This window comes from Streptomyces sp. WG7 (assembly GCF_049975785.1).
GTDB lineage: Bacteria > Actinomycetota > Actinomycetes > Streptomycetales > Streptomycetaceae > Streptomyces.
Map to the genome: position 1 here is coordinate 267507 of NZ_JBNGGE010000004.1, position 22996 is coordinate 290502.

General features: G+C 72.5%; 24 protein-coding genes. 12 read left to right on the plus strand and 12 right to left on the minus strand.

What is annotated here, in order from left to right; all coding sequences use genetic code 11:
* Nucleotides 1-153: 153 nt before the first annotated feature.
* Nucleotides 154-2535 carry a SpoIIE family protein phosphatase gene (locus tag ACP4J0_RS07200; protein ID WP_426597762.1) on the plus strand — a complete coding sequence of 794 codons (2382 nt, stop codon included), beginning with the start codon at nucleotides 154-156 and terminating at the stop codon, nucleotides 2533-2535.
* A gap of 169 nt (nucleotides 2536-2704) precedes the next feature.
* Nucleotides 2705-3355 (plus strand): DUF4232 domain-containing protein, encoded by a 651-nt coding sequence (locus ACP4J0_RS07205; RefSeq protein WP_426597763.1) that lies wholly within the window; start codon nucleotides 2705-2707, stop codon nucleotides 3353-3355.
* 40 nt (nucleotides 3356-3395) lie between these two features.
* Here ACP4J0_RS07205 and ACP4J0_RS07210 read toward each other — a convergent pair whose 3' ends face one another.
* From ACP4J0_RS07210 to ACP4J0_RS07220, 3 genes are all read right to left on the minus strand, one after another.
* The gene (locus ACP4J0_RS07210; RefSeq protein ID WP_426597764.1) at nucleotides 3396-4364 is read right to left on the minus strand and encodes an aldo/keto reductase; all 969 of its coding nucleotides are present in this window, start codon (nucleotides 4362-4364) and stop codon (nucleotides 3396-3398) included.
* 78 nt (nucleotides 4365-4442) lie between these two features.
* Complete coding sequence (locus tag ACP4J0_RS07215; protein ID WP_426597819.1) at nucleotides 4443-4922, minus strand: flavoprotein; 480 nt, start codon at nucleotides 4920-4922, stop codon at nucleotides 4443-4445.
* A gap of 171 nt (nucleotides 4923-5093) precedes the next feature.
* On the minus strand, nucleotides 5094-5528 hold the full coding sequence (locus ACP4J0_RS07220) for a nuclear transport factor 2 family protein (RefSeq protein ID WP_426597765.1): 435 nt from the start codon (nucleotides 5526-5528) through the stop codon (nucleotides 5094-5096).
* Nucleotides 5529-5648: 120 nt separating this feature from the next.
* Between ACP4J0_RS07220 and ACP4J0_RS07225 the strand changes: the two genes are divergently transcribed.
* Nucleotides 5649-6257, plus strand: coding sequence for a TetR/AcrR family transcriptional regulator (locus ACP4J0_RS07225; RefSeq protein ID WP_426597766.1), 609 nt, complete (start codon nucleotides 5649-5651; stop codon nucleotides 6255-6257).
* A gap of 286 nt (nucleotides 6258-6543) precedes the next feature.
* A complete protein-coding gene (locus ACP4J0_RS07230; protein WP_426597767.1) occupies nucleotides 6544-6993 on the plus strand; it encodes a nitroreductase family deazaflavin-dependent oxidoreductase in 450 nt (149 codons plus the stop codon).
* A gap of 64 nt (nucleotides 6994-7057) precedes the next feature.
* Here the strand turns inward: ACP4J0_RS07230 and ACP4J0_RS07235 are convergent, their stop codons facing one another.
* Nucleotides 7058-7978: a cation diffusion facilitator family transporter gene (locus ACP4J0_RS07235; RefSeq protein WP_426597820.1), complete on the minus strand. Its 921-nt coding sequence runs from the start codon at nucleotides 7976-7978 to the stop codon at nucleotides 7058-7060.
* A 235-nt stretch (nucleotides 7979-8213) separates the two neighbouring features.
* Here ACP4J0_RS07235 and ACP4J0_RS07240 point away from each other — a divergent pair, with 235 nt between their 5' ends.
* On the plus strand, nucleotides 8214-9239 hold the full coding sequence (locus ACP4J0_RS07240; protein WP_426597768.1) for a glutathione S-transferase family protein: 1026 nt from the start codon (nucleotides 8214-8216) through the stop codon (nucleotides 9237-9239).
* Nucleotides 9240-9292: 53 nt separating this feature from the next.
* Nucleotides 9293-9592: a DUF4235 domain-containing protein gene (locus ACP4J0_RS07245; protein WP_426597769.1), complete on the plus strand. Its 300-nt coding sequence runs from the start codon at nucleotides 9293-9295 to the stop codon at nucleotides 9590-9592.
* A gap of 221 nt (nucleotides 9593-9813) precedes the next feature.
* On the opposite strand, the gene ACP4J0_RS07250 is transcribed toward ACP4J0_RS07245, so the two are convergent.
* Both ACP4J0_RS07250 and ACP4J0_RS07255 read right to left on the minus strand, forming a co-directional pair.
* The gene (locus ACP4J0_RS07250; protein WP_426597770.1) at nucleotides 9814-10209 is read right to left on the minus strand and encodes a VOC family protein; all 396 of its coding nucleotides are present in this window, start codon (nucleotides 10207-10209) and stop codon (nucleotides 9814-9816) included.
* Nucleotides 10210-10287: 78 nt separating this feature from the next.
* Entirely contained in the window at nucleotides 10288-10752 is a 465-nt protein-coding gene (locus ACP4J0_RS07255; protein WP_426597771.1) for a pyridoxamine 5'-phosphate oxidase family protein, read from the minus strand.
* A 240-nt stretch (nucleotides 10753-10992) separates the two neighbouring features.
* Between ACP4J0_RS07255 and ACP4J0_RS07260 the strand changes: the two genes are divergently transcribed.
* On the plus strand, nucleotides 10993-12024 hold the full coding sequence (locus tag ACP4J0_RS07260; protein ID WP_426597772.1) for a 7-epi-alpha-eudesmol synthase: 1032 nt from the start codon (nucleotides 10993-10995) through the stop codon (nucleotides 12022-12024).
* A 59-nt stretch (nucleotides 12025-12083) separates the two neighbouring features.
* Here ACP4J0_RS07260 and ACP4J0_RS07265 read toward each other — a convergent pair whose 3' ends face one another.
* Genes ACP4J0_RS07265 through ACP4J0_RS07285 form a run of 5 tightly spaced genes read right to left on the minus strand, consistent with a single transcriptional unit; the run spans nucleotide 12084 to nucleotide 16446 of the window.
* Complete coding sequence (locus tag ACP4J0_RS07265) at nucleotides 12084-13328, minus strand: cytochrome P450 (protein ID WP_426597773.1); 1245 nt, start codon at nucleotides 13326-13328, stop codon at nucleotides 12084-12086.
* Nucleotides 13325-13930 carry a GTP-binding protein gene (locus ACP4J0_RS07270; protein ID WP_426597774.1) on the minus strand — a complete coding sequence of 202 codons (606 nt, stop codon included), beginning with the start codon at nucleotides 13928-13930 and terminating at the stop codon, nucleotides 13325-13327. Before ACP4J0_RS07270 ends, ACP4J0_RS07265 begins: the two co-directional genes overlap by 4 nt.
* The gene (locus ACP4J0_RS07275) at nucleotides 13911-14282 is read right to left on the minus strand and encodes a DUF742 domain-containing protein (RefSeq protein WP_426597775.1); all 372 of its coding nucleotides are present in this window, start codon (nucleotides 14280-14282) and stop codon (nucleotides 13911-13913) included. The genes ACP4J0_RS07270 and ACP4J0_RS07275 overlap by 20 nt, the downstream gene beginning before the upstream one ends.
* Nucleotides 14279-14689: a roadblock/LC7 domain-containing protein gene (locus ACP4J0_RS07280; RefSeq protein WP_310869658.1), complete on the minus strand. Its 411-nt coding sequence runs from the start codon at nucleotides 14687-14689 to the stop codon at nucleotides 14279-14281. Before ACP4J0_RS07280 ends, ACP4J0_RS07275 begins: the two co-directional genes overlap by 4 nt.
* 5 nt (nucleotides 14690-14694) lie before the next feature.
* Complete coding sequence (locus ACP4J0_RS07285) at nucleotides 14695-16446, minus strand: ATP-binding protein (protein ID WP_426597776.1); 1752 nt, start codon at nucleotides 16444-16446, stop codon at nucleotides 14695-14697.
* Nucleotides 16447-16891: 445 nt separating this feature from the next.
* Between ACP4J0_RS07285 and ACP4J0_RS07290 the strand changes: the two genes are divergently transcribed.
* Entirely contained in the window at nucleotides 16892-17833 is a 942-nt protein-coding gene (locus ACP4J0_RS07290; RefSeq protein WP_426597777.1) for an NADP-dependent oxidoreductase, read from the plus strand.
* A gap of 267 nt (nucleotides 17834-18100) precedes the next feature.
* Entirely contained in the window at nucleotides 18101-18487 is a 387-nt protein-coding gene (locus tag ACP4J0_RS07295) for an anti-sigma factor antagonist (protein WP_426597821.1), read from the plus strand.
* Here the strand turns inward: ACP4J0_RS07295 and ACP4J0_RS07300 are convergent.
* Nucleotides 18453-19406, minus strand: coding sequence for a ribose-phosphate diphosphokinase (locus tag ACP4J0_RS07300; RefSeq protein ID WP_426597778.1), 954 nt, complete (start codon nucleotides 19404-19406; stop codon nucleotides 18453-18455). The two genes, ACP4J0_RS07295 and ACP4J0_RS07300, sit on opposite strands and share 35 nt — an antisense overlap.
* Before the next feature lie 208 nt (nucleotides 19407-19614).
* On the opposite strand from ACP4J0_RS07300, the gene otr(A) reads away from it, so the two are divergent.
* From otr(A) to ACP4J0_RS07315, 3 genes are all read left to right on the plus strand, one after another.
* Nucleotides 19615-21483: a tetracycline resistance ribosomal protection protein Otr(A) gene (gene otr(A) / locus ACP4J0_RS07305; protein ID WP_426597822.1), complete on the plus strand. Its 1869-nt coding sequence runs from the start codon at nucleotides 19615-19617 to the stop codon at nucleotides 21481-21483.
* Nucleotides 21484-21591: 108 nt separating this feature from the next.
* Entirely contained in the window at nucleotides 21592-22254 is a 663-nt protein-coding gene (locus tag ACP4J0_RS07310; RefSeq protein WP_426597779.1) for a DUF4230 domain-containing protein, read from the plus strand.
* A gap of 82 nt (nucleotides 22255-22336) precedes the next feature.
* The gene (locus ACP4J0_RS07315) at nucleotides 22337-22876 is read left to right on the plus strand and encodes a VanZ family protein (RefSeq protein WP_426597780.1); all 540 of its coding nucleotides are present in this window, start codon (nucleotides 22337-22339) and stop codon (nucleotides 22874-22876) included.
* Nucleotides 22877-22996: the final 120 nt, after the last annotated feature.

Sequence of the window (22996 nt, forward strand, 5' to 3'; positions counted from 1 at the left end):
TTTCTGTCCCGGGCGGCCCAGCCTTCGGGGGACCCGAGTGCCCGCGGAACCCTCACGGGCCCAGTGGTTCGGGTCCGCACGGAGCGCGGACGCACTAGGCTGGGGCCAGGTGACGCGCTGTTCACCGTGGGTGTGCGCAATGGAGTGGCGACGATGAGTCCGGTCAACCCGTTCGACGATGCCGCCACGGCCCGCGCAGTGATCGACGACTCGGGCACCCTGCGGGAGTGGAACGAGGGCGCCCGCCTGCTGCTGGGCCACCGGGCCGCGGACGTCGTGGGACGCCCCGCCGCGGAGCTGCTGGCCGACGGCGACGGCGACCCCCTCCCCGCCCCCGGCGACGAGCGCTGGAACGGCACCCTGGCGCTTCGGCACCGCGACGGACACACCGTGTCCGTGTGGGTGCTCGCTCACCACAGGCCGTCGCAGGGCGGCGGCCCGGGCACGTGGCTCGCCGTCGCCCCGCCGGCGCCCGGTCCCGACCGTCCGGACGACGCGCTGGTCAGAGCAGCCCTCACCCAGTCCCCCTGCGCCACGATGATCTTCGACGACCGGCTCCGGCTGCGCGGCATCAACGACGTCATGGCACAGCTCCTCGGTCTCCCCGCGGACCGCGTCCGCGGTCTGCGGCCCACCGACATCGGCAGCAAACGGCAGAACAGGGAACTCGAACAGCACATGCGGCAGGTACTCGCCACCGGCCGCCACCACGACATGCACACCCACCTCAAGGCCACCGGCGAGAGCCGCGCCCACGCGTGGCACGCCGCCATCGCGCCCCTCACCGACGCCGACGGACAGGTGCGCGGCGTCTGTGTGAGCGCCCACGACTTCACCGAGCAGCACCTCGCCAAGGAGCGGTTGCAACTGGTCAACGAGGCCAGCGTGCGCATCGGCACCACGCTCGACGTCACCCGCACCGCCCAGGAACTGGCGGACGTGTGCGTCCCCACGCTCGCCGACTTCGTGAGCGTCGACCTGCTGGACCCCCAGGAGCACGGCGGCGAGCCCGCCGCCGTGTCGGCACCGCCGGTGGGCCTGCGCCGCGCGGCCCACCAGTCGGTCAACCCGGGCTGCCCGGAGGCGGTGGCCGAACCGGGCCGACTGGACGTCTACCCGGCCGGCTCACCCCAGGCCGAGTGTCTGGTCGCGGGGCGCGCGATCGTGGCCGCGGTGCCCAGCGGCGACGACCTGGAACGGTGGCGGGAGTGGGATCCCGTACGCATCCGCCGGGTCGAGGAGTGCGGCATCCACTCCACGATGTCCGTACCGCTCCAGGCCCGCGGCACCACGCTCGGCGTCGCGGTCTTCACCCGGTTCCGGCGGCCCTACGCCTTCACGGACGACGACCGGCTGCTGGCCGAGGAGGTCACCGCCCGCGCCGCCGTCTGCATCGACAACGCCCGCCGCTACTCCCGGGAGCGCGAGACGACGCTGACCCTGCAGCGGAGCCTGCTCCCCCGCTGGCTGCCGCCGACCGCCGCGGTGGAGGCGGCCTCCCGCTACCTCCCGGCGGCCCGCTCGGGGGTCGGCGGCGACTGGTTCGACGTCATCCCGCTGTCCGGGATGCGGGTCGCCATGGTCGTCGGAAACGTCGTCGGCCACGGGATCCAGGCCTCGGCCACCATGGGCCGCCTGCGCACCGCCGTCCGCACCCTCGCCGACATCGACCTGACGCCCGACGAGCTGCTCACCCACCTCGACGACCTGGTCGTCCGGCTGTCCGAGGAGTCCGGCGACGACGGCGCCGGCGAGGTCGGCGCGACCTGCCTGTACGCGGTGTACGACCCGGTGTCGCGGCGTTGCACCCTGGCCCGTGCCGGGCATCCGGAGCCCGTGCTGGTGCCCCCGGACGGCCCGCCCCAGCAGGTCGAGCTCCCCTCCGGGCCGCCCTTGGGGGTGGGCGGGCTGCCGTTCGAGTCCGCCGAACTGGAACTGCGCGAGGGCAGCGTGCTGGCGTTCTACACCGACGGGCTGGTCGAGAGCCGCGACCGGGACGCCGACGCCGGCCGGGCGCTGCTGCGCGAGACCCTGGCGGCCGCCGCCGGCTCCCTGGACGCGACCGGCGACCGGGTGCTGCACGCCCTGCTCCCGCCCGGCGGCGCCGCCGACGACGCGGCCCTGCTGCTGGCCCGTACCCGGGGACTGCCCGCGGGCCAGGTCGCCACCTGGGACATCCCGGCCGATCCGTCGCTGGTCGCCCCCGTCCGCAAACAGGTCGTCGAGCAACTGTCCTCCTGGGCCCTGCTGGAGTCGTCCTTCACCGCCGAGCTGGTGGTGAGCGAACTGGTCACCAACGCCATCCGGTACGGCTCCTCGCCCATCCGGCTGCGGCTGATCCACGACACGGCCACGTTGATCTGCGAGGTCTCCGACACCAGCCACACCGCGCCGCATCTGCGCCGGGCCAAGACCTGGGACGAGGGCGGGCGGGGTCTGCTGCTGGTGGCCCAGCTCACCCAGCGCTGGGGCAGCCGGCACACGGCCGAGGGCAAGACGATCTGGGCTGAGCTGGGACTGCTCGACGCGGAGTGAGGCACGGCGGCACGCCCCCGCATCCGGACGTCGTTCGCCCCCCGTATCCGGACATCGAGTGCCCCTCGTTTCCCGCACCGTGCGGCGGGACACTCGAAGGCACAGGGCGTACGGTGCCGCCGCACGGGGCGGGCCGTGCGCGAGAAGCTGACGGGAGTGTGGAGAAGCGATGGCGAACACGTCCCCACCCGTACGCCGCACGGCCCTGCTCGCGGGCGCGGTCGCGCTCCTCGGCCTGCTGAACGCCTGCGGCAGCGAGAGCAGTACGTCGAGCGCCCCACAACCCACCAAGGCTCCCCGCACGACCAGCCCGGACGCCGGTGGCGGCATCCGCACCGCCCCGGCGGTCACCACCGCGCCCAGCGACACCGCGGGATCGGCCTCCGCCTCCGCGCGGACCGACGGCCGCTGCCACACCTCCGAGCTGCGCGCCGCCGTCGGCCGCGTCGACCCGGGGGCCGGGCAGCGGAACTTCCCGATCGTGCTGACCAACGCGTCCGAGCGCACGTGCACCCTGTACGGCTATCCGGGCGCCGCCTTCGTGGACGCGTCCGGTGCGCAGCTCGGCCCGGACCCCGAACGCGCGCCCGCCTCCCCCGAGACGGTCACGCTGACACCGGGCAGCAGCGCGTGGGCCGGGCTGTCGTTCTCCAGCCCGCAGATCAGCGGCGCCCGCACCGCGACTCCGGCGGCGCTGCTCGTCACCCCGCCGGACGAACGGACCCCGATCGAGGTCGAGTGGACGGCCGGAGAGGTACCGGTGGGCGGCAACGAGTCGTCGGTGTCCGTCACCGCCCTGGACGCCGGAACGGGTCCCTAGGCGCACGCGGAAGCGGGCCCCGGGCCCGTCCCGTCCGGGATCAGTGTCCGGCGATCGGATGCGGTGCGTAGGGCCGCTCCAGTTCCTCCGTCTCCTTCTCGCTGAGCGTCAGTTCGACCGCGGCCACGGCGTCCTCGATGTGCCGCGGCTTCGACGCACCGATGATCGGCGCGGTCACCGTGTCCTGGTGCAGCAGCCAGGCCAGGGCGACCCGGGCGCGCGGCACGCCCCGGTCGCCGGCGATGCGCGTGACGGCTTCGACCACGGCGCGGTCGCCGTCCTGGTAGAGCGTGCTGCCGAAGTCGTCGGTGGCGCTGCGCTCGGTGGCGGTGTCCCAGTCGCGGGTGAGCCGGCCGCGGGCGAGCGGGCTCCAGGGCAGCACCCCGACGCCCTGGTCCGCGCAGAGGGGCAGCATCTCGCGCTCCTCCTCGCGGTAGACGAGGTTGTAGTGGTTCTGCATGGAGACGAACTTCGTCCAGCCGTGCCGCTCGGCGGTGTACTGCATCTTGGAGAACTGCCAGGCATACATCGAGCTGGCTCCGATGTAGCGGACCTTGCCCGCCTTCACCAGGTCGTGCAGGGTTTCCATCGTCTCCTCGACCGGCGTGTGCGGGTCGAAACGGTGGATCTGGTAGAGGTCGACGTAGTCGGTGCCCAGGCGCCGCAGGCTGTGGTCGATCTCGGTCATGATCGCCTTGCGGGACAGCCCGCCCCCGTTGGGTCCCGGTCGCATCCGGCCGTGCACCTTGGTCGCGAGCACGATGTCGTCGCGGCGGGCGAAGTCGCGCAGGGCCTTGCCGACGATCTCCTCGCTGGTGCCGTCGGAGTAGACGTTGGCCGTGTCGAAGAAGGTGATGCCGGCCTCCAGCGCCTGCCGGATCAGCGGACGCGAGGCCTCCTCGTCGAGGGTCCACTCGTGCGTACCGCGATCGGGCACGCCGTAGGTCATGCAGCCCAGGCAGATCCGTGACACGTCCAGGCCCGTCGAACCGAGCTTCACGTACTGCATCGTTGCTGCTCCTGTCTTCGGGATCATCAGTACCAGTGGGGAGCGTACGTCTTCGTGCGGGCTCGAGGCCGGGGCGGGTCAGCGCCGTTCGAGCAGGTCCAGCGCCCGCTCCCAGCCGAACGCCGGGTGGCCGCCGTCCTCCCCCGCCTCCCCCGCGTAAGGGTCGCCGAAGCGCACGCCCATCCCGCGCAGCCGTGCCAGACTCTCCTGGTACGCGGGGTGGGAGGCCAGCGCGTCGGCCACGCAGGGCAGGACGGCGACGGGGACGCCGAGGCCGCAGGCCTCGCACAGCGTGGCCAGGGCGAGCGTGTCGGCCATGCCGGCGGCCCATTTGTTGACCGTGTTGAAGGTGGCGGGCGCGACCACGACGGCGTCCGGCGCCGGGAAGGGGCGCGGTTCGCCGGGGCGGCGCCAGGCCGACCGGATGGGGCGGCCGGTCTGCGCCTCGACGGCGGCGGTGTCGAAGAAGCCGCCCATGGCGACCGGGGTCGCGAAGACGCCGACCTCCCAGTCGCGTTCCTGCGCGGCGGTGACCAGCCTGCCGACGTCACCGGCCACGCCGGCGGCGCAGACGACGACGTAGAGGAAGGGTTTCTCGGGCTTCTCGCCGCTCCCGGGCTTCTCAGCGCTCTCGGGCTTGTCGCCGCTCTCGGGGTCCTCGGCGTTCTCGGGGTCCTCGGCGCTCTCGGGGTCCTCGGCGTTCCGGGCCTGTTCGCTCACCCCGGAACCCTACTGAACGGGCCGCGGACCGTGGATGCGGCGGTCCGACTCCTCGATGCGTACGTCGTTGATACTGGCCTCCCGCCGGGTCATCAGGCCGTGCTCGTCGAACTCCCAGAGCTCGTTGCCGTAAGAACGCCACCACTGGCCGTCGGCATCGCGGGACTCGTACTGGAAGCGGACGGCTATGCGGTTGCCGTCGAAGGCCCACAGGTCCTTGCGCAGCGCGTACTCGTGCTCGCGCGCCCACTTGGCGGTGAGGAACTCGACGATGGCGGCGCGGCCCGTGAGGAAGGTGTCGCGGTTGCGCCAGACCGAGTCCTCGGAGTAGGCGAGCGAGACCTTGTGCGGGTCCCGGGTGTTCCACGCGTCCTCGGCGGCCCGCACCTTCCGGGCGGCGGTTTCGCGGGTGAACGGCGGCAGGGGCGGTCGGGCGGGCGTCATGGCTGAACCTCCGTCGGCACGTGTGGAGAACGAGCGTTCTCCACACGGCTGCTACCGTAGGAGAACGCTCGTTCTCGCGTCAAGGAGCGCATCGAGACACACATCAGGGAAGAGGTCCCCATGGACAGTGAGGTCGCCCGCGAGCGGGCCCTGGACGCGGCGGAGAGGCTCTTCTACGGGCGGGGTGTCCAGGCCGTCGGCATGGACGACGTCCGCGGCGGCTCCGGCGTCTCGCTCAAACGCCTCTACCAGCTGTTCCCGGCCAAGGAGCAGTTGGTGCTGGCCTATCTGGAGCGGCGCGACGTGCGCTGGCGTGGGCAGTTGGCGCAGTACGTCGACCGGCACGAGGAGCCCGGCCCGCGGATCCTGGCCGTCTTCGACTGGCTCGGGCAGTGGTTCGCCGAGCCGGACTTCCGCGGCTGCGCCTGGATCAACGCGTACGGCGAACTGGGGGCCGCCTCTCCCCTGGTGGCGGACCGGGTACGGACGCACAAGGGGGCGTTCCGCGAGTACCTCGACGGCCTGGCGGCCGACGCGGGGTTGTCCGCCTCGGTGGGCGGACAGCTGTTCCTGCTGGCCGAGGGCGCCATGGTGACGGCGGGCGTCACCGGCGGTACGGCACCCGCGGGCCAGGCGCGTGAGGCCGCGCGGGTGCTGCTGGGCGCCGCCGGGGTGAACGTCTCGGCGACGGAGGCTCCCGGGGCCGGCCCACTGTCCGCGACACGCTGAGGGCGCCGACGGGCCGGCGGCCGGGGGGCGCGCAGCGGGCCGTAGGCGGCGGGGGGCGGCAGGGGCGGGTCCGGTCCTGCGGGAAGGCGACGGGTTCCGTCGCCTTCCCTGGCGTGCGGACGGTCGCGACCGTGCCGCGAAGCGCCCGGCGGTGCGATGAGATGCGGCGTAATGGCGCCGTCGGGTCGGGGCCGGCGGGCGGGATGGGGTAAGGATGGATCGTGCACCGGCCGGTGTCGCACCACGGTGCCGGTCAGCCGTACGACACGACGATGGGACGGATGCCATGCCTCTTGAGGGCGAGTACGAACCCAGCCCGACGCAGTGGGTGCGTGAACAGGTCGAGCTCTACGAGAGCTCGGGCGGCACGAAGGGCACGACGCTGATGGACACGGGTCTGCCCGTGATCGTGCTGACCACGCGAGGCGCACAGAGCGGAAAGCTCCGCAAGACGCCGCTGATGCGCGTCGAACACGAGGGCCGTTACGCCGTGGTCGCCTCCCTGGGCGGGGCGCCCAAGCACCCGGTCTGGTACCACAACGTCAAGGCCGATCCCCACGTGGAACTCCAGGACGGTCCGGTGAAGCGGGACATGACGGCCCGTGAGGTCACCGGCGTGGAGAAGGCCGAGTGGTGGGAGCGCGCCGTCGCCGCGTATCCGTCGTACGCCGATTACCAGAAGAAGACGGACCGAGAGATTCCGGTCTTCGTGCTGGAAGCGGCCGACGGAAGCTGAACCCGGCGGGCGGAAGTTCTCCGGATCCGCGTGCATGGCCCGGCGCCGGCCGGGAACACGTCGTTCAGGCCCCGCCGCGTTCCCCCGTCGCGGCGGGGCTTTCCGCTGTCTCCCGCGCGGGCCGGTCGGTGACGTCGAGGAAGATCTGCCGCGCCTCGGGAACGGTGCGCGCGATCGACCTCTTGATGCGCACGGCGACCTCCTCCACCCGCTCACTGTCCAGTCCCGGCACCAGGTCGACGCGGGCGGCCACCAAGGTCGAGTCGAGGCCCGTCTTCATCGTGAACAGCCCCTCGACGCTGTCTATCTCCGGCTGGGCCCGCAGCAGCGAGCGGATGCGGTCACCGGTCTCCGGGTCGGCGGCCTCGCCGATCAGCTGGTCGCGGGCCTCGCGGCCCAGGCGGTACGCCACGAACACGAGCAGCGCGCCGATCGCGAGCGAGGCGCAGGCCTCCCACACCACCTGTCCGGTGACCATGTGCAGGACCATCCCGGCCATGGCGAGGGTCACGCCGAGCACCGCGGTGCCGTCCTCTGCGACGACCGTGCGCAGGGCCGGGTCGCGCAGCCCGGTGGCCGGCCCGCCCTGGCCCCGTACCTGGTGCAGGGCCCGCAGCAGCGAGGCGCCCTCGGCGAGGAGGGCGACGGCGAGCACGACCAGTCCGGCCACGTAGCCGCCGAGCTCCTCCTGGGCGCCCGTGCGCAGGGCCTCGACACCCTGGAAGACGGAGAAGCAGCCGCCCATGACGAAGATGCCGACGGCGGCCAGGAGCGACCAGAAGAACCGCTCCTTGCCGTAGCCGAAGGGGTGCCTCCGGTCGGCGGGGCGACGGCTGCGGCGCAGCGCGGCGAGGAGGAAGACCTCGTTCATGCTGTCCGCCACCGAGTGCGCCGCCTCCGACAGCAGCGCGGGTGACCCCGCGACGAAACCGCCCACCGCCTTGGCGACGGCGATCACCAGGTTGGCCGCCAGGGCGACCAGCACGGTGACGCGCGTCCTGCGGTCGGCGTTTCGCCCGGTCTTCCGTCCGGCGGTCTGCCGTCCGGGGTCGCGGTCGGGTGTCCGGTTCTGCTTCTCTTCCGAGGCTGTCCCACTCACGAGGGGCCGAATGCCCCGGCCGGTGCGGCTCACACACCCCTTGTGGGTGGCCCACCCGTGCCGACGGCCGAAAACGGGGAACGTGTCCCCCAGGGCACACGAAAGACCGGGAGGCAGGCCCATGAGCGGTGACGGCGGAACGCCGGGCAACAGCGGCTACGGCAGGAAGGCGTTCAAGCGTTCCAGGAGCCACTTCGCGGACCGGATCACCGCGGACGGCCGGGACGGCTGGCCGGTGGCGCCCGGCCGGTACCGGCTGGTGGTGAGCCGGGCCTGTCCGTGGGCGAGCCGCGCTCTGGTCTCGCGGCGGCTGCTCGGCCTGGAGGACGCCCTGTCGCTGGCGGTCGCCGATCCCCTCCAGGACGACCGCAGCTGGCGCTTCACGCTGGACCCGGACGGCCGCGACCCCGTCCTGGGCATCCGCTATCTCAGCGAGGCCTACGACCGGCGCGAGACCGGCTACCCGGGCGGGGTGAGCGTGCCGGCGATCGTGGACGTACCCAGCGGGAAGCTGGTCACCAACGACTACCAGCAGATCACCCTGGACCTCGCGACCGAGTGGACATCCCTGCACCGGCCGGGCGCGCCCGACCTGTACCCCGACGCCCTGCGGGAAGAGATCGACGAGGTGATGGCGGACGTCTACGAGGACGTCAACAACGGTGTGTACCGGGCGGGCTTCGCGACCGGCCAGGAGGAGTACGAGGCGGCGTGCGCCGGGGTGTTCCGGCGCCTGGAGCAGCTGACGCCCCGGCTGGAGCGCCGGCGCTACCTGGTCGGCGACACGATCACCGAGGCGGACATCCGGCTGTTCACGACACTGGTCCGCTTCGACGCCGTCTACCACGGTCATTTCAAGTGCAACCGCTGGAAGCTCGCGGAGAATCCGGTGCTGTGGGGGTACGTCCGCGACCTGTTCCAGACGCCCGGCTTCGGCGACACCGTGGACTTCGACCACATCAAACGCCACTACTACCAGGTGCACACCGGCATCAACCCGACCGCCATCGTGCCCCTGGGGCCGGACCTGTCCGGCTGGCTCACGCCCCATCACCGGCAGGAGCTGGGCGGCCGGCCCTTCGGCGACGGGACACCGCCGGGTCCGGTCCGCGCCGACGAGACGGTTCCGGTGCGGGGCCGGCCCTGACCGCGGGACCGGGCCCCGCCGCGGATTCATTTACCGAACACGAGGAGATCCACGTGGCCAGGAAGAAGAAGCAGAAGCTCCCGCTCGCCTACAAGCCCGTCGGCTTCGCGCTGGGCTGGGTGGGCGGCGCGCTGGCCGGGATGGCGTTCCAGAAGACGTGGAAGGTGATCCGGCACGAGGACAACGCGCCCGACGCGCTGGACCCGGACCGCGGCTGGGGGGAGATTCTGCTCGCCGCCGCGATCCAGGGCGCCATCTTCGCCGCGGTGCGCAGCGCGGTGGACCGGACGGGCGCTAAGGTCATCGAACGCTCGACCGGTGTCTGGCCCGGCGGGATGGGCGGGCGGGACTGACCGCACCGTGCCCCGCCCCTCCCCCGTCGCCGACGGCACCCGGCAGACCGCCGCCAGGGCCTGTCCAGCCGTCCCCGTCGCCCGAGGGCGGGCCCTGCGGCGTCAGGTGAGCGCTCCCGGCGTGCCGACCCCTGGCCCTCGTACGGGAGGTACGTGGGCCGGGCGCCGATACGGCGGGAGCGCGTGCCCGGCGTCGCAGGGCGGGACTCGTCCGTCAGGCCCTAACCCTGCTTTGGTGCCGTCGGCGTGGTGCCGCCGCGCAGGGTGAAGGAGTGGCCCGCCGGATCGGAGAAGCCGCGCTCCTCGTACGGGCCGGCCGGGTCCTTCGCCTCCACCGGGCGGCCGCCGAGCCCCACGATCGCGCGCTCGGCCTCGTCCAGGTCCTCCACCACGAAATCCAGGTGGACCTGGAGGGAGTTCTCGGGGCGGGGCCAGCTCGGCGGGGTGGCGTTGGCGTCCCGTCGGAACGCCATGCGGAAGCCGCCGGGCCCCTCGATCCCGATCCGGTTGGCGGTCACGTCGGTCTCCTCCGCGCCCAGCAGCCCCTTGTAGAACTCGGCGAGCTTCTCGGGCTCGGCGCAGTCGAGCACCACGACGCCCGCGTTGACCAGTGCCATGTCTCCTCCGAAGGATTCCGGGCGCGGGACGGTCGTGCCCCGGGCCCTGTACCTTGCGGATATCCCGGCTCCGCCGAATCAGTCGGCCGGCAGCCAGCGGCCGTCGCGCATCAGCTCGCGCCCCTCCAGCTCGTTGGCCTCGCGCCACGCCTGAATCCGCTGCGGGTGGACACGGAAGTACAGGTAGGGCGTGGCGAGTCCGCGCGGGTCGAAGCCGGTCTTGGCCGCGAACAACTCGGCGTCCTGCTCGGACAGTTCGACGGGTTCCACGGTCTCGACGGTGCCCTCGACCATCACCACGTCACGGGTGGGTCCGATGCCGACGCGCGCCCTGCCGCTCGCCGCCAGGTTCCGGCCGGTGGGACTGGCGGCGGGGGTGGAGAACAGCAGGCAGGAGCCGTTCCAGAGGAAGGACAGGGGGACGAGGTACGGCACGCCGGACGCGCCGTCGGCCGTGGCCACCCAGGCGTCCTCGTCGTGCTCCAGGCGGTGCAGGGTGTCGTGCTTGCGCTGTTCCGCGCTGCGGGCGGGTGAACGGGTCATCGGTGGACGGCCTCCTGATGCGTCGTCATGCTCTTCGGCCCCGATGGTGCCATGCGGTGTGGGCAGTAACGAAGATCACGACCGGGCTGCCGTGTAGATCATTTAGGGTCGGGGCAGCCTCGTACTGCTCCTCGGTCCAACTTTCGGACCGGGAAGCCCGGTTCGAGTGTGCGGGTGGCCCGGTGACCGCCCGCCCGCAGGGCGGGGGGACTCTGCGTGCCGTCTCCCGAAAGGAAGCACATGTCTCAGGACGTCCGGTTCGACCTCCCCTTCGACACTCCCGTCAGCCCTCATCTCGCCCACGCCCGCGACCGTCATCTGCGCTGGGTCCGCGACCGGGGGCTGGTGCGCAGTCGGGCCGGGTTCGAGGAGTACCAGTCGTGGGACCTCGCCCAGGCCGCCGCCCGCACCTACCCCCATGCGTCGGCGGACGACATGGTCGTCCTGATGAACTGGTTCTCCCTCGCCTTCCTCTTCGACGACCAGTTCGACACCGGCCGGCCGGACCGCGCGGAACGCATAGCGGAGGTGGCGCGGGAACTCATCGCGACGCCGCTGCGGCCGGCGGGCACCGCGCCGCGGGTGGAGTGCCCCATCACCCTGGCCTGGGCGGAGGTCTGGGCCCACCTTTCGGATGGCATGTCCCTGACATGGAGGTCGCGGTTCGCCGCCTCCTGGGGTCGCTTCCTGGTGGCGCACTGCGAGGAGGTGGACCTGGCGGCCCGCGGCCGGGCGGGGACACTCGGACTCGACGAATACACCGTCTTCCGGCGCCGTACGGTGGGCATCCACCACAGTATCGACGCGGGCGAGCGCAGCCGCGGCTTCGAGGTGCCGGCCGCGGCGATGGCGCATCCGCTGATGGAGCGGATGCGGGATCTGGCCGCGGACACCATCGGGTTCATGAACGACATCCACTCCTTCGAGCGCGAGCGTCGCCGCGGGGACGGCCACAACCTCATCGCCGTCCTGCACCGGGAGCGCGGCTGCTCGTGGCAGGAGGCAGCCGACGAGGCGTACCGCATGACGACCGGCTGCCTCGACGAGTACGTCGCCCTCGAGGCGCGCGTACCGCTGATGTGCGACGAACTGGATCTGGACGCGGACGAGCGGGCCCGGGTGGCGATGGGCGTGGAGGCCATCCAGCACTGGATCAACGGCAACTACGAGTGGGCGCTGACCACCGGCCGGTACGCGGCGGCCAAGGAGGGCCCGGTGGCCACGGCCGAGCTGGCCGGGCGGGGATCGGTGGACGACCTGCTGACCGTGTGAGGCGCGTACGTGCCGCCCGGCCCGGGTGTCCGGCCGGGCGGCACGTACTCCGCACGACGCTAGACGGTGAACTCGACCGGCAGGCTGTCCAGCCGCGACTCCCAGGTGGAGGCGGTGGAGGTGAGTTCGGCCGGCGGCACGGCCAGGCGCAGCCCCGGCAGGCGGTGCAGCAGGACGTCGACGGCCGTCTCGATGATGGCCTGGCCGATGTTCTGCCCCGGGCACTCGTGGGGGCCCGCGCTGAAGGCGAGGTGCGAGGCGTTGCCCTGGACCGAGACGGCGGTGTCGGGGCGGATCTCGGGGTCGTGGTTGCCGGCCGCGAGGCCCAGCACGAGCAGGTCGCCCTCCTTGACCGGGCAGCCGCCGAGTTCCAGGTCGGCGGTGGCGAACCGGCCCGGCAGCACGGCGAGCGGCGGGGAGTTCCACATCACCTCCTCCACGAGCGTGGACAGGTTCAGCTGGCCGCTCACCAGGCCGGAGAGCCAGGAGGTGTCGGTGAGGAGGAGCTGGAGCGCCCGGGCCAGCAGGTTGCTGGTCGTGGTGTGGGCGGTGATCAGGACCAGGCGCAGGTGGTTGACGATCTCGTCCTCGTCGAGACCGGAGTGGTGCTCGATGAGGCCGGAGGCGAAGTCGGATCCGGGCTCCTGGCGCTTGCGCGCGGCGAGTTCGCCGAGGATGCCCATGATGCGCTCGTTGTGCGTGAGCGCGTCCGCACCGCCCTTGATCACCTGCTTGCTGGACTCGGCGAGGTTGCGTCCCTCCCGCTCGGCGAGTCCGAAGACGCGGGTGAGGACCAGCATGGGCAGGTACTCCGCGAAGTCGGCCACCAGGTCGGCACGGCCCGCGTCGGCGAAGGCGTCGATCTGCTTGTTGGCGAAGTGCGTGGCGTGCCGGCGGATGCCCCGGCCGGCCACGGCGTACAGGTTGTCGGTGACCGCCCCGCGCAGCCTGCGGTGCGGTTCGCCGTCCTGGGAGACGCAGTCGGGGCGCCAGCCCAGCATCTGTATCAGCGGGGACGTCTCCTCGACGCGGCCGTCCCGGAAGTCCCGCCAGATCCGGGAGTCGCGGCTGAACTGCAGGGGGTTGTCCAGGACCCGCCGGTTCTCCCGGTAGCCGAGGACCAGCCAGGCGGGGACGTCGCCCTCCAGCAGCACCGGTGCGACGCTGCCGTGCTCCTCGCGCAGCCGCGCGTAGATGTCGTGCGGGTCGGTCGCCGCCTCGGGGCCGTAGAGCCGGGTGACGTCCTCGCCGTGGGCGACGGGGCAGCCACCGGTGGCGCCGGACGGGGTCTGGTCGTCGTTCATCGGGGCTCCAGGGCGGCGGCCGAGCGGTCCTTCAGATGCCGTATGAGGGTGACGAGCACGTCGCGGCTGGCGGTGCGGTCGCGGGCGTCGAAGGCGACGACCGGCGTGTGCGGGGGGATGTCGAGGGCGTCCCGGATCTCCTCGACCGGGTAGTCGCGGGAGTCGGGGAAGACGTTGAGCGCGATGACGAAGGGGACCTTCTGCCGCTCCATCTCCTCGATCGCCCGGAAACTGGAGGCCAACCGCCGGGTGTCCACCAGGACGACCGCGCCGAGCGCGCCCTTGAACAGGCCGTTCCACAGGAACCAGAACCTCTCCTGGCCGGGGGTGCCGAACAGGTACAGCATCAGCGTGTCGTTGAGGCTGATCTTGCCGAAGTCCAGACTGACGGTGGTCTGCGTCTTGTCGGCGACGCCGACGAGGCGGTCGACGTCGGCGCTGGCCTGGGTGAGGGTCTCCTCGGTGGTCAGCGGCTTGATGTCGCTGACGGAGCGGACCATGGTGGTCTTGCCCGTCCCGAAGCCGCCGGCGATCATCACCTTGACCGAGCGGGTGTCCCCGGCCGTCGGTGACCCCGCTTGGTCAAAGCCTTTCAAGTCCACTGAGTACCTCCTCGAGGAGCGCGATGTCGGGCCCGTGGCCGGCGCCGTGCGCCGGGATGGGGTCACGGGCTTCGACGCGGCCTGCCTGGAGCAGGTCGGACAGCAGCACCGCGAGAATGTTGAAGGGCAGGTGGAGGTGGGCGCCGAGCTCGGCCACCGACAGCGGTTCCCGGCAGCGCCGGAGAATCTCCTCGTGCTCGTGCTGCATGCCCGGTAAGGGGGCGGCGCGGGAGACGACCAGGGTCGCCACGTCGAGGGTCGCCGCCGACCCGCCCGGCCCGCTGCGCCCTCCGGTGAGGACGTAGTAGCGCTCGAGACCGGACGGATCGGTCGGTCGGCGGGGAGCACTCATCCAGAGTGCTCGTCCTGGCGCGGCGTGGTGCCGAGGAGTTCACCCATCCGGCGGGCCAGGTCGCGCATCTGATGGCCGAGCAGGCCCTGGTCGAGGCCTTCGCGGGCGAGGACGCCGAGATACGTCTCCAGGCCCGCCCGGACGACGAAGAGGTGTCCGCCGTCCACTTCGATCATCGCGAGGCGGAGTTGGCCCGCGTGCTGCGGGAACTGCTCGGCGACCGGCTGGGCCAGCGCCTGCAGTCCGGCCACCACGGCGGCGAAACGGTCCACGTCGTCGGGGTCTTCGGCGCCGTAGGAGGTGATGGCCTTGCCGTCGCTGGAGGCCACGAGGGCGAAGCGGATCTCCTGGATGCTCTCCACAAGGTCGCGGAGCGCCCAGCTCACGTCGGTTCCCTGGTGCGTCATGGGGACTAGTCGCTCTCTTCAGTGCGGTGCTCGGTGGACGCGCCACCGGTGGTCGTGTCAAGGGCGTCGGCGGCCTTCGGCGGGGACGCGCCGGTCCCGGTGCCGGGGTCACGTCCGGCGGTGGCGAAGGCCGCGAGACCGGCGAAGGAGGCGTCCGGCGGTACGGCGGCCCGGTCGGCCGGGCCGGTCCGGTCGGTGTACGCGGCGGGCCCGGGGGCCGGGGCCTGTCCGGCGGCCGGTTCGGCGCGCCTGCTCCGGCGCCGGGGCAGTCCGCCCGGAGTGGTCTCCACGGTACCGGCGTCACCGTCGGCGGGGGCGGGAACGGTGGCCGGTGCGGGACCCGGGTCCGGGGCCGCGGTGGCGGGTGGTGCCGTGGTGGCCGGCGGGGCCTCCGGCGCGACAGTGGCCGTCGCGGCCGCCGGCAGCGGACTGAAGTACTTGTGCGGTACAACGACAACGACAGACGTACCCAGCCACGGCGAGTCGGCGAAGGTGACGCGGATGCCGTAGCGGCGGGCGAGTGCGCCGACGACGCGGAGGCCGATGTTGGCGTCCTCCGAGATGCCGCCGAGCCCCGGGCCTGGCGAGGTGCCCGCGAGGGCGTGTTCGGCCTCGCGCTTCTTCTCCTCGCTCAGGCCCTTGCCGGAGTCCTGGATCTCGATGCCGACGCCGTTGGGCACCTCCTTGCCGGAGACGACCACCGGCTCGGTGGGCGGCGAGTAGCGCGCGGCGTTGTCCAGCAGGTGTGCGAAGACCAGCGTGAGGTGGTCGACCAGGCCGCCGTCGACACCGAGCTCGGGCAGATGGCGCAGCTGGACGCGGTGGAAGTCCTTGATCCGGCCGATGCCGCCGCGCATCACGCTCAGCAGGCGCTGCGGCTCCTGCCACTGCCGGCCCGGGCGGTCGGACCCGCCGAGCACGCCGATGCTGGCGGCGAGGCAGTCGGCGGGGCCGATGGCCTGGTCGAGTTCCATCAGGCCCCGGGCGACGGCCGGCAGCCGTCCGTGCTCGCCCTGCATCTCGTGCAGGCGGCCACGGAGTTTGCTGGTCAGGACGTGGATGCGGTTGCCCACACCGATGACGGCCTGTTCGGCGGAGGTCGAGCGGTCGAACTCGGCCTCGACGCCGATCAGCGCGGTCCTGAGGACCTTGCGCAGTTCGGCCTGGAGGTCGGCTCCGACCTTCGCGCACTGCTCGACGGTCGGCAGGATGTCGTCGATGGCGTCACCGGCGCGCAGTCTGCGCATCGCGTCGGGCAGCTGCTCGTCGGCGAGGCGGGAGACCGCGGCCAGCTGGTGGCTCAGCCGCTCCTGCCAGGCCTCGGTCTGCTCGGTGAAGCGTGTCTCGTACGTCGTGGCCTGCTCGGCCAACCGGTCCTCGTAGGCCCGGGAGTGTTCCGTCAGCCGGGCCTCGTAGGTCTGTGCCTGCTCGGTGAGCTGTGCGTCCAGCGCGGCGCGCTCGGCGGAGAACGTGCGCTCCAGGCCGGCCGCGTGCTGCTGCCACTGCCGGGAGTGCTCGGCCTGCGCGGCGCGGTGGCCTTCCTCGGCCCGGCGCAGCTGTGCCCGGGTGCGCAGGAGGAGGCGTACGCACACGGTGCCGGCCGCCGTCGCCACCACACCGGCGACAGCCGCGGTTATTCGCTCCGAGCTCATGAACGTGGCGGCTGCCGTCCCGCCTCCCAGACCCAGTGGCATCAGCCACCAGCTGTACCAGGCGACAGGGGCCCGCGCCGCCGGTGGCGGAGTGGCGAGTTCCATCTGCATCCTTCGAGCAAAACGATCGAACAGGGGGGGTGTGCAAGGGGACCGCACTCATGAGTACGCGCCGCGAGTCGACCCGTCGCGATCGCGTCAACTCGCAGCACCGATCAGGAGCTTATCGGTTGTGAACCCTGAAAGATCAATTTCGCGGCCCAGCGGAAGTGAGGATTCCGTCACGCTCCGCCAGGGGCCGCTCGGGGTCGCCCGGTCGACAAATCCCTTTGCCCGGCAGGCAAGTTGAGCACCGGCTCATACGCCCGTCCGGTTCTGCCGGAGGGGCCGTGGCACGGCGGACCCGGGGCGTGGCGCCGGCCGGGGTGTGCGGATGCCGACGGATCGGCGCCCCGCTCCTCCGGGTGCCTTCCGGCCCGGGGAGTGACACGATTTCGTCGGAGGTCGCGGATCGTGCCGTGGAAGCCCTCCCCGAGTTGCGAGGTTCACGATGAACAGCATGCGTGCCATCAGCCAGGACGCCCTCGGCGGTCCCGAGGTCCTGAAGGAGGTGCGGCGGCAGCGCCCCGAGCCGCGCCCGAACGAGGTACTGGTACGGGTGCGGGCCGCCGGGGTGAACCCGACCGACTGGAAGCACCGGGCGAACGGCGGCTTCCTCGGTGAGCCGCCGTTCGTCCTGGGCTGGGACGTCTCGGGCGTGGTCGAGGCGGTGGGAATCGGCGTGGCCGCGTTCCGTCCCGGTGACGAGGTCTTCGGCATGCTCTCCTACCCGTTCGGCCACGGCTCCCACGCGGAGTACGTCACCGCTCCCGCGCGCACCTTCACGCACAAGCCGTCCGCGATCGACCACGTCCAGGCGGGCGCGCTCCCCCTGGTCTCGCTGACGGCGTGGCAGGCGCTGGTGGAGCGTGCGGAGGTCCTGCCGGGGCAGCGGGTGCTGATCCACGCGGCGGCCGGCGGTGTGGGCCACGTGGCGGTACAGATCGCCAAGGCGCGGGGCGCCCACGTGATCGGCACCGCCAGCGCGGGCAAGCACGGGTTCCTGCGCTCCCTCGGGGCGGACGAGACCGTGGACTACCGGGAGACGGACTTCGCCGAGGTCGTGAAGGACGTCGACGTGGTACTGGACACGATCGGCGGCGACACGTCCCTGCGCTCGCTGCGCGTGCTGCGCCCCGGCGGGGTGGTGGTGTCGATCCTGCCGGTCGGGTCGGACGAGTTCTACGAGGAGGCCGAGCGGCTCGGCGTGCGCGCGGTGCGGATGCTCGTGGACGCCGACCGGGCCGACATGCGGGAGATCGCCGGCCTGGTCGAGTCGGGGAAGCTGCGGGCCACGATCGAGCGGACGTTCCCGCTGGCCGACGCGGCCGAGGCGCACGCGCTCGGCGAGACCGGCCGCACCACGGGCAAGCTCGTCCTCGTGGTCGACTGATCACCCACCAGCCGGTTGCCGATCGGGTGATCGGGTGATCGGCTGACCGGCAACCGGCCGACGGGCCCGGCCGGCCGGTCCGGCCGATCCGGCCGTGAGATGTCCGCTCCGGCCGTGAGATGTCCGCTCCGGCTGTGAGATGTCCGCTCCGGCTGTGAGATTTCAATGACATATGTCAATCGAACATGCTCAAATTTGCTCGTTCCGGGTAACTTCCCGAGCAGCATGGATAGTTGGCCCCCCGATCCGGTTGGAGGCAAGGTCGCCGTGCGGCAGGAACCCGCGTCGCCCACCTGGCATCTGCGCGTGCGCCACGACCGGGGGCACACGGTGCTGGAGTTCCGGGGCGAGATCGACATCGCGTCGGCCGGGGAGATCGTCCCCCACCTGGACCGGGAGACGGGGCGTCCCGGCGCCCCGGTCGTGCTCGACCTGAGCGGGATCGAGTTCTTCGACTGCTCCGGGCTGCGGCTGCTGTACCGGGCCCGGAGCCAGGTGCTCGACCGAGGCGGGCAGGTGCACCTGGTGTGCGCCCACCCGCTGACCCTACGCATGCTGCGGATCACCGGCCTGGCACGGCTTCTGCCCCCGCGGCCGACCCTGGAGGACGTGCTCGGCGTCAGCGGGCCGGCGGGGCGTCGAACAGGGCACTGACCGACTCCCCGTCATGGATGCGGCGCACTGCCTCGGCGAGCGCGGGGGCGATGGACAGGACCCGCAGCTTCTCCGTGTGGTCGCCGGCCGGCACCGGCACGGTGTTGGTGCACACGATCTCCAGCACGTCCGGCTGCTCGCTGAGCCGCCCCAGCGCACCGGCCGCGAACAACCCGTGCGTACAGGCGACCCGGATCGTGCGCGGCCCCGCCTCCCTCAGCCGGTCCAGGAGTTCCAGCACGGTGCTGCCCTTGGCGATCTCGTCGTCGAGCACGATGACGTCGCGCCCGGCGACGTCCCCGATCACGGCGCTGATGCTGACCCGGTCGTCGGCGTACCGCTGTTTGGCGCCGGCCGCGACCCGGGCGCCGAGCATCCGGGCGAACGCCGCGGCCTCCTTGGCGTTGCCCAGGTCCGGCGAGACGACCGTGGTGCGGGACAGGTCGTACTGCCGGAAGTGCGAGGCCAGTTCGCGCAGCGCGTGCAGATGGTCGACCGGGACCGAGAAGAAGCCGTGCACCTGCGGCGCGTGCAGGGTCATGGCGAGCACCCGGCTCGCGCCCGCCGCCACCAGCAGGTCCGCCACCAGGCGCCCGCCCAGCGAGATGCGCGGCGCGTCCTTCTTGTCGGAGCGCGCGTAGGAGTAGTGCGGCATGACCACGGTGATGCGGCCGGCCGACGCCCCGCGGGCCGCGTCGCACATCATCAGCAGCTCGACGAGATGCTCCTGCACCGGCTTGACCAGCGGCTGGACCAGGAAGACGTCCCGCTCCCGGCAGTTGGCCCTCAGCTGCACCTCCAGGCAGTCGTTGGCGAACCTGCTGACCCGGGCGGGGCTGAGGGGCACGCCCAGATGCGCGCAGACCTCCTCGGCCAGCTCGGGATGGGCACTACCGCTGAACACGGCGATGTCTCGCACGGACCGCTCCTGGGGTGATCCTGTCCGGCCGGATCCTCAGCTTACGGAAATCCGGTTGCCACGGGCCCGGGAGGTGACGCCATGATGGTGCCGTCCGTGTTGCCTCAGGTCAGGATCACTCGCATGCGCCGACTCCTCGACATCACCCAGTGCCCCTTCCGGCCCACGGTTGACGAGGACTCGACCCCGCATGCAGACTCCGCACACCCTGAACACCCTGAACATCGGCATTCTGGCCCACGTCGACGCCGGTAAGACCAGCCTCACCGAACGGCTCCTGTTCGACCACGGCGCCATCGACCGGCTCGGCAGCGTCGACGCCGGTGACACCCGGACGGACGACGGCGAGATCGAGCGCCGCCGCGGCATCACCATCCGCTCCGCCGTCGCCGCCTTCACCATCGGCTCCACCCAGGTCAACCTGATCGACACCCCGGGGCACTCCGACTTCGTCGCCGAGGTCGAGCGCGCCCTGGAGGTCCTCGACGGCGCGGTGCTGCTGCTGTCCGCCGTGGAGGGCGTACAGGCGCGGACCCGGATCCTGATGCGCACCCTGCGGCGGCTGCGGTTGCCCACGCTCGTCTTCGTCAACAAGATCGACCGGGCCGGGGCACGCACCGAAGCCCTGCTCGCCGACGTCCGGCGTCTGCTGACGCCGCACGTCGTGCCGCTGACGGAGGTGGCGGGCGCCGGCACCGCGCACGCCCGGGTCACGCGCCGCGCACCGGACGAGCGGACCGCCGAGGCTCTCGCCGAGGTCGACCCGGACATCCTCGCGGCACTGGTGGACGGCCCCGCGCCGACCGCCGGGAAACTCGCCGCGGCGCTCGCCGCCCGCACCGCCGACGGCTCGTTCCACCCGCTGTACCACGGCTCCGCACTCGGCGGCCAAGGCGTCGCAGAACTGGTGACGGACCTGGTGCGGCTGGTCCCGCCCGCCTCGCCCCGGGCGTCGGGCGGCGCGGCACCGCGCGGCACGGTCTTCGCCGTACGTCCCGGACCGGGCGGCGAGCGGACGGCGTACCTGCGCCTGTACGACGGTGAGGTACGCCCGCGCCAGCGGCTGACGTTCCTGCGGCGCGAGTCCGACGGCCGGACCACCGAGGTCCCCGTCCGGGTCACGCGCCTGGCCGTGGTCGGCGGGGCCGGGACGCTCACCGCCGGGAACATCGCCGCGCTCGGCGTTCCCGGCGGCCTGCGCGTCGGCGACCGGCTCGGCGGCCTGACCGACCGCGCCCCGCAGTTCGCGCCGCCGACCCTTCAGACCCTGGTCCGCGCCCGGCGCCCCGGGCAGGCGGCGCCGCTGCGCTCCGCCCTGCTCACGCTGGCCGACCAGGACCCGCTGCTGCACGCCCGCCCGGAGGCGTCCGGCGCCACCGCCCTGCTCCTGTACGGCGAGGTCCAGATGGAGGTGCTCGCGGCGACGCTGGCCGAGGACTTCGGCATCGAGGCGGAGTTCGCGCCGGGCCGCGTGCGGTTCCTGGAGCGTCCGGCCGGGGTCGGCGAGGCGGTGGAGGAGATGCCGTGGCTCGACCGCACCCGGTACTGGGCGACGATCGGGCTGCGCGTGGAACCGGGGCCGCGCGGCTCGGGTGGCGTGTTCAGCTACGAGACGGAGCTGGGCGCGCTACCCCGTGCCTTCCACCAGGCGGTCGAGGAGACCGTGCACGCCACCCTGCTGACCGGCCTGAACGGTGCCGCGGTCACGGACTACCGGGTCACGCTGATCCGTTCCGGTTTCAGCTCGCCGGTCAGCACCGCCGCCGACTTCCGCGGACTGACCCCGATCGTGCTGCGCCGGGCCCTGCGGCGGGCGGGGACCCGGCTCTACGAGCCGTACCACTCCTTCGAGGCGGAGGTCCCGGCGGACGCGCTGGCGCCGGTGACGGCCCAGCTGGCCGCGCTGGGCGCCGACTTCACCGGCACGACGGGCGGCGCCCCTGGCTGGCTGATCACCGGTGAGCTGCCGGCCCGGCGGGTGCGGGAGGCCGAGCTGCGCCTGCCGGGGCTGACCCGCGGGGAGGCGGTCTGGTCGTCCCGTCCGTCGGCGGACCGGCCGCTGAAGCCGTCCCACTGAGCGGCCGAACGCGCCCCCGCGCCCCCCATCCTCCTTGCCGGGCGCCAACTTCGCTGTCTGGCAAGGGAGATGGGGGGCATCCGGAAAGCAGGAAGGAGGGCCGCCGCCATGACGACTCCCGTCAGGAAGCTCCCCCGGCGCCTGCCCGGCTGGGCGAAGGCGCTGAGTGCGTTCTTGCTGGTCCTGGTCGTGCTGTTCGCGGGATTCCGGCTGAGCCTCGTACCGGGGCTGAAGGACGTGTTCGGCAGCGAGACCCACGACCGCTCGGGCCCCGCGCTGCTGGAGTCAGTCCAGGACATCAGCCGCTACGAGGCCGCATCCGGCAGCTTCCAGGTCGTCGTGGACCTGGAGAAGGACGCGAAGTTCCTGCCGGACGCGGTCCGGGGCACCCGCACCCTGTACGTCGGCGCGGGCACCGTCGACGCCTACGTCGACCTCGGGAAGGTGGGCGAGGACGACGTGACGGTCGACGGCGACCGCACCGCGGCCACGCTCCGGCTGCCGCACGCCGCGCTCGGCGAGCCGGCCCTCGACCCCGAGCGCTCCTACGCCGTGTCCAAGCAGCGCGGGCTCCTCGACCGCCTCGGCGACCTGTTCTCGGACAACCCGAACGGCGAACAGGCCGTGCAGAAGCTCGCGGCCCGGCACATCGCCGACGCCGCGAAGGACAGCGAGCTGAAGGCGCGCGCGGAGAGCAACACCACGGCGATGCTCAAGGGCCTGCTGCACTCCCTCGGCTTCGAGAAGGTACGGGTGACCTACGGGTCCTGACGGGCGGGAACCACACCGCATCCCCGCCGTGTCCGCGGGTAACCGCCTCAGCACACGGGGAGCTCGACGACTGGAGGACCTGATGGCTCGTGCCGCCTCACGGCCGCGTTCCCTGTTGCGCCCCCGTGCCGCCAAGGCCGAGGACGCCGACCGGCGCGAACGGCGCCCGCTCGCCCTCCCGTTGCGCCTGCTGGCGATGGCGTGCGCGTTCGTCTTCATGGTGGCGTTCGCGGTGGTGCTGGCGCGACTGACACTGCACCCTTCCCCCGCCTCGGAGGCGCTGACCCACACCAACATGCGTCCCGGCAGCTCGCTGCGGGCCTACCTGGACCAGCCGGCGCTGCGGGACGCCGTGAAGCAGATCGGCGGCAACCTGCTGCTGGGCGTGCCGTTCGGCGTGCTGGTGCCGCTCGTCGCCCCGCGCACGCGGGGGCTGCTGAGGGTGCTGCTGCTGACGGCCGTGGTGATGCTGCTGGTGGAGTTCGCACAGGGCGCCCTGGTCACCGGGCGGGCCTTCGACGTCGACGACGTCATCCTCAACACCACGGGCGCGCTGGCCGGTTACCTGCTCCTGGGCCGGCGGATGAGCCGCGCGGTGCACGCGCGCCGGCCCCGCGACTGAGAGGGGAAAACTGGTCCGTACCAAGGTATTGACCACCTCTTGCCTCAGCCCTTGAATCAAGAGGCATCGCCCTTACCCCCCACCTCGGTCGGCGCTCCCGTCCCCGGGACGCCGTACGGA

Bases quoted from the DNA above. Each gene is read 5' to 3' on its own strand.
- ACP4J0_RS07280 (WP_310869658.1), bottom strand. From the start codon at position 14,689: ATGACGCACCAGGGAACCGACGTGAGCTGGGCGCTCCGCGACCTTGTG.
- ACP4J0_RS07275 (WP_426597775.1), bottom strand. From the start codon at position 14,282: ATGAGTGCTCCCCGCCGACCGACCGATCCGTCCGGTCTCGAGCGCTAC.
- ACP4J0_RS07210 (WP_426597764.1), bottom strand. From the start codon at position 4,364: ATGCAGTACGTGAAGCTCGGTTCGACGGGCCTGGACGTGTCACGGATC.
- ACP4J0_RS07225 (WP_426597766.1), top strand. From the start codon at position 5,649: ATGGACAGTGAGGTCGCCCGCGAGCGGGCCCTGGACGCGGCGGAGAGG.
- ACP4J0_RS07250 (WP_426597770.1), bottom strand. From the start codon at position 10,209: ATGGCACTGGTCAACGCGGGCGTCGTGGTGCTCGACTGCGCCGAGCCC.
- ACP4J0_RS07265 (WP_426597773.1), bottom strand. From the start codon at position 13,328: ATGAACGACGACCAGACCCCGTCCGGCGCCACCGGTGGCTGCCCCGTC.
- ACP4J0_RS07205 (WP_426597763.1), top strand. From the start codon at position 2,705: ATGGCGAACACGTCCCCACCCGTACGCCGCACGGCCCTGCTCGCGGGC.
- ACP4J0_RS07220 (WP_426597765.1), bottom strand. From the start codon at position 5,528: ATGACGCCCGCCCGACCGCCCCTGCCGCCGTTCACCCGCGAAACCGCC.
- ACP4J0_RS07315 (WP_426597780.1), top strand. From the start codon at position 22,337: ATGGCTCGTGCCGCCTCACGGCCGCGTTCCCTGTTGCGCCCCCGTGCC.
- ACP4J0_RS07255 (WP_426597771.1), bottom strand. From the start codon at position 10,752: ATGACCCGTTCACCCGCCCGCAGCGCGGAACAGCGCAAGCACGACACC.
- ACP4J0_RS07310 (WP_426597779.1), top strand. From the start codon at position 21,592: ATGACGACTCCCGTCAGGAAGCTCCCCCGGCGCCTGCCCGGCTGGGCG.
- ACP4J0_RS07260 (WP_426597772.1), top strand. From the start codon at position 10,993: ATGTCTCAGGACGTCCGGTTCGACCTCCCCTTCGACACTCCCGTCAGC.
- ACP4J0_RS07230 (WP_426597767.1), top strand. From the start codon at position 6,544: ATGCCTCTTGAGGGCGAGTACGAACCCAGCCCGACGCAGTGGGTGCGT.
- ACP4J0_RS07200 (WP_426597762.1), top strand. From the start codon at position 154: ATGAGTCCGGTCAACCCGTTCGACGATGCCGCCACGGCCCGCGCAGTG.
- ACP4J0_RS07285 (WP_426597776.1), bottom strand. From the start codon at position 16,446: ATGGAACTCGCCACTCCGCCACCGGCGGCGCGGGCCCCTGTCGCCTGG.
- ACP4J0_RS07290 (WP_426597777.1), top strand. From the start codon at position 16,892: ATGAACAGCATGCGTGCCATCAGCCAGGACGCCCTCGGCGGTCCCGAG.
- ACP4J0_RS07240 (WP_426597768.1), top strand. From the start codon at position 8,214: ATGAGCGGTGACGGCGGAACGCCGGGCAACAGCGGCTACGGCAGGAAG.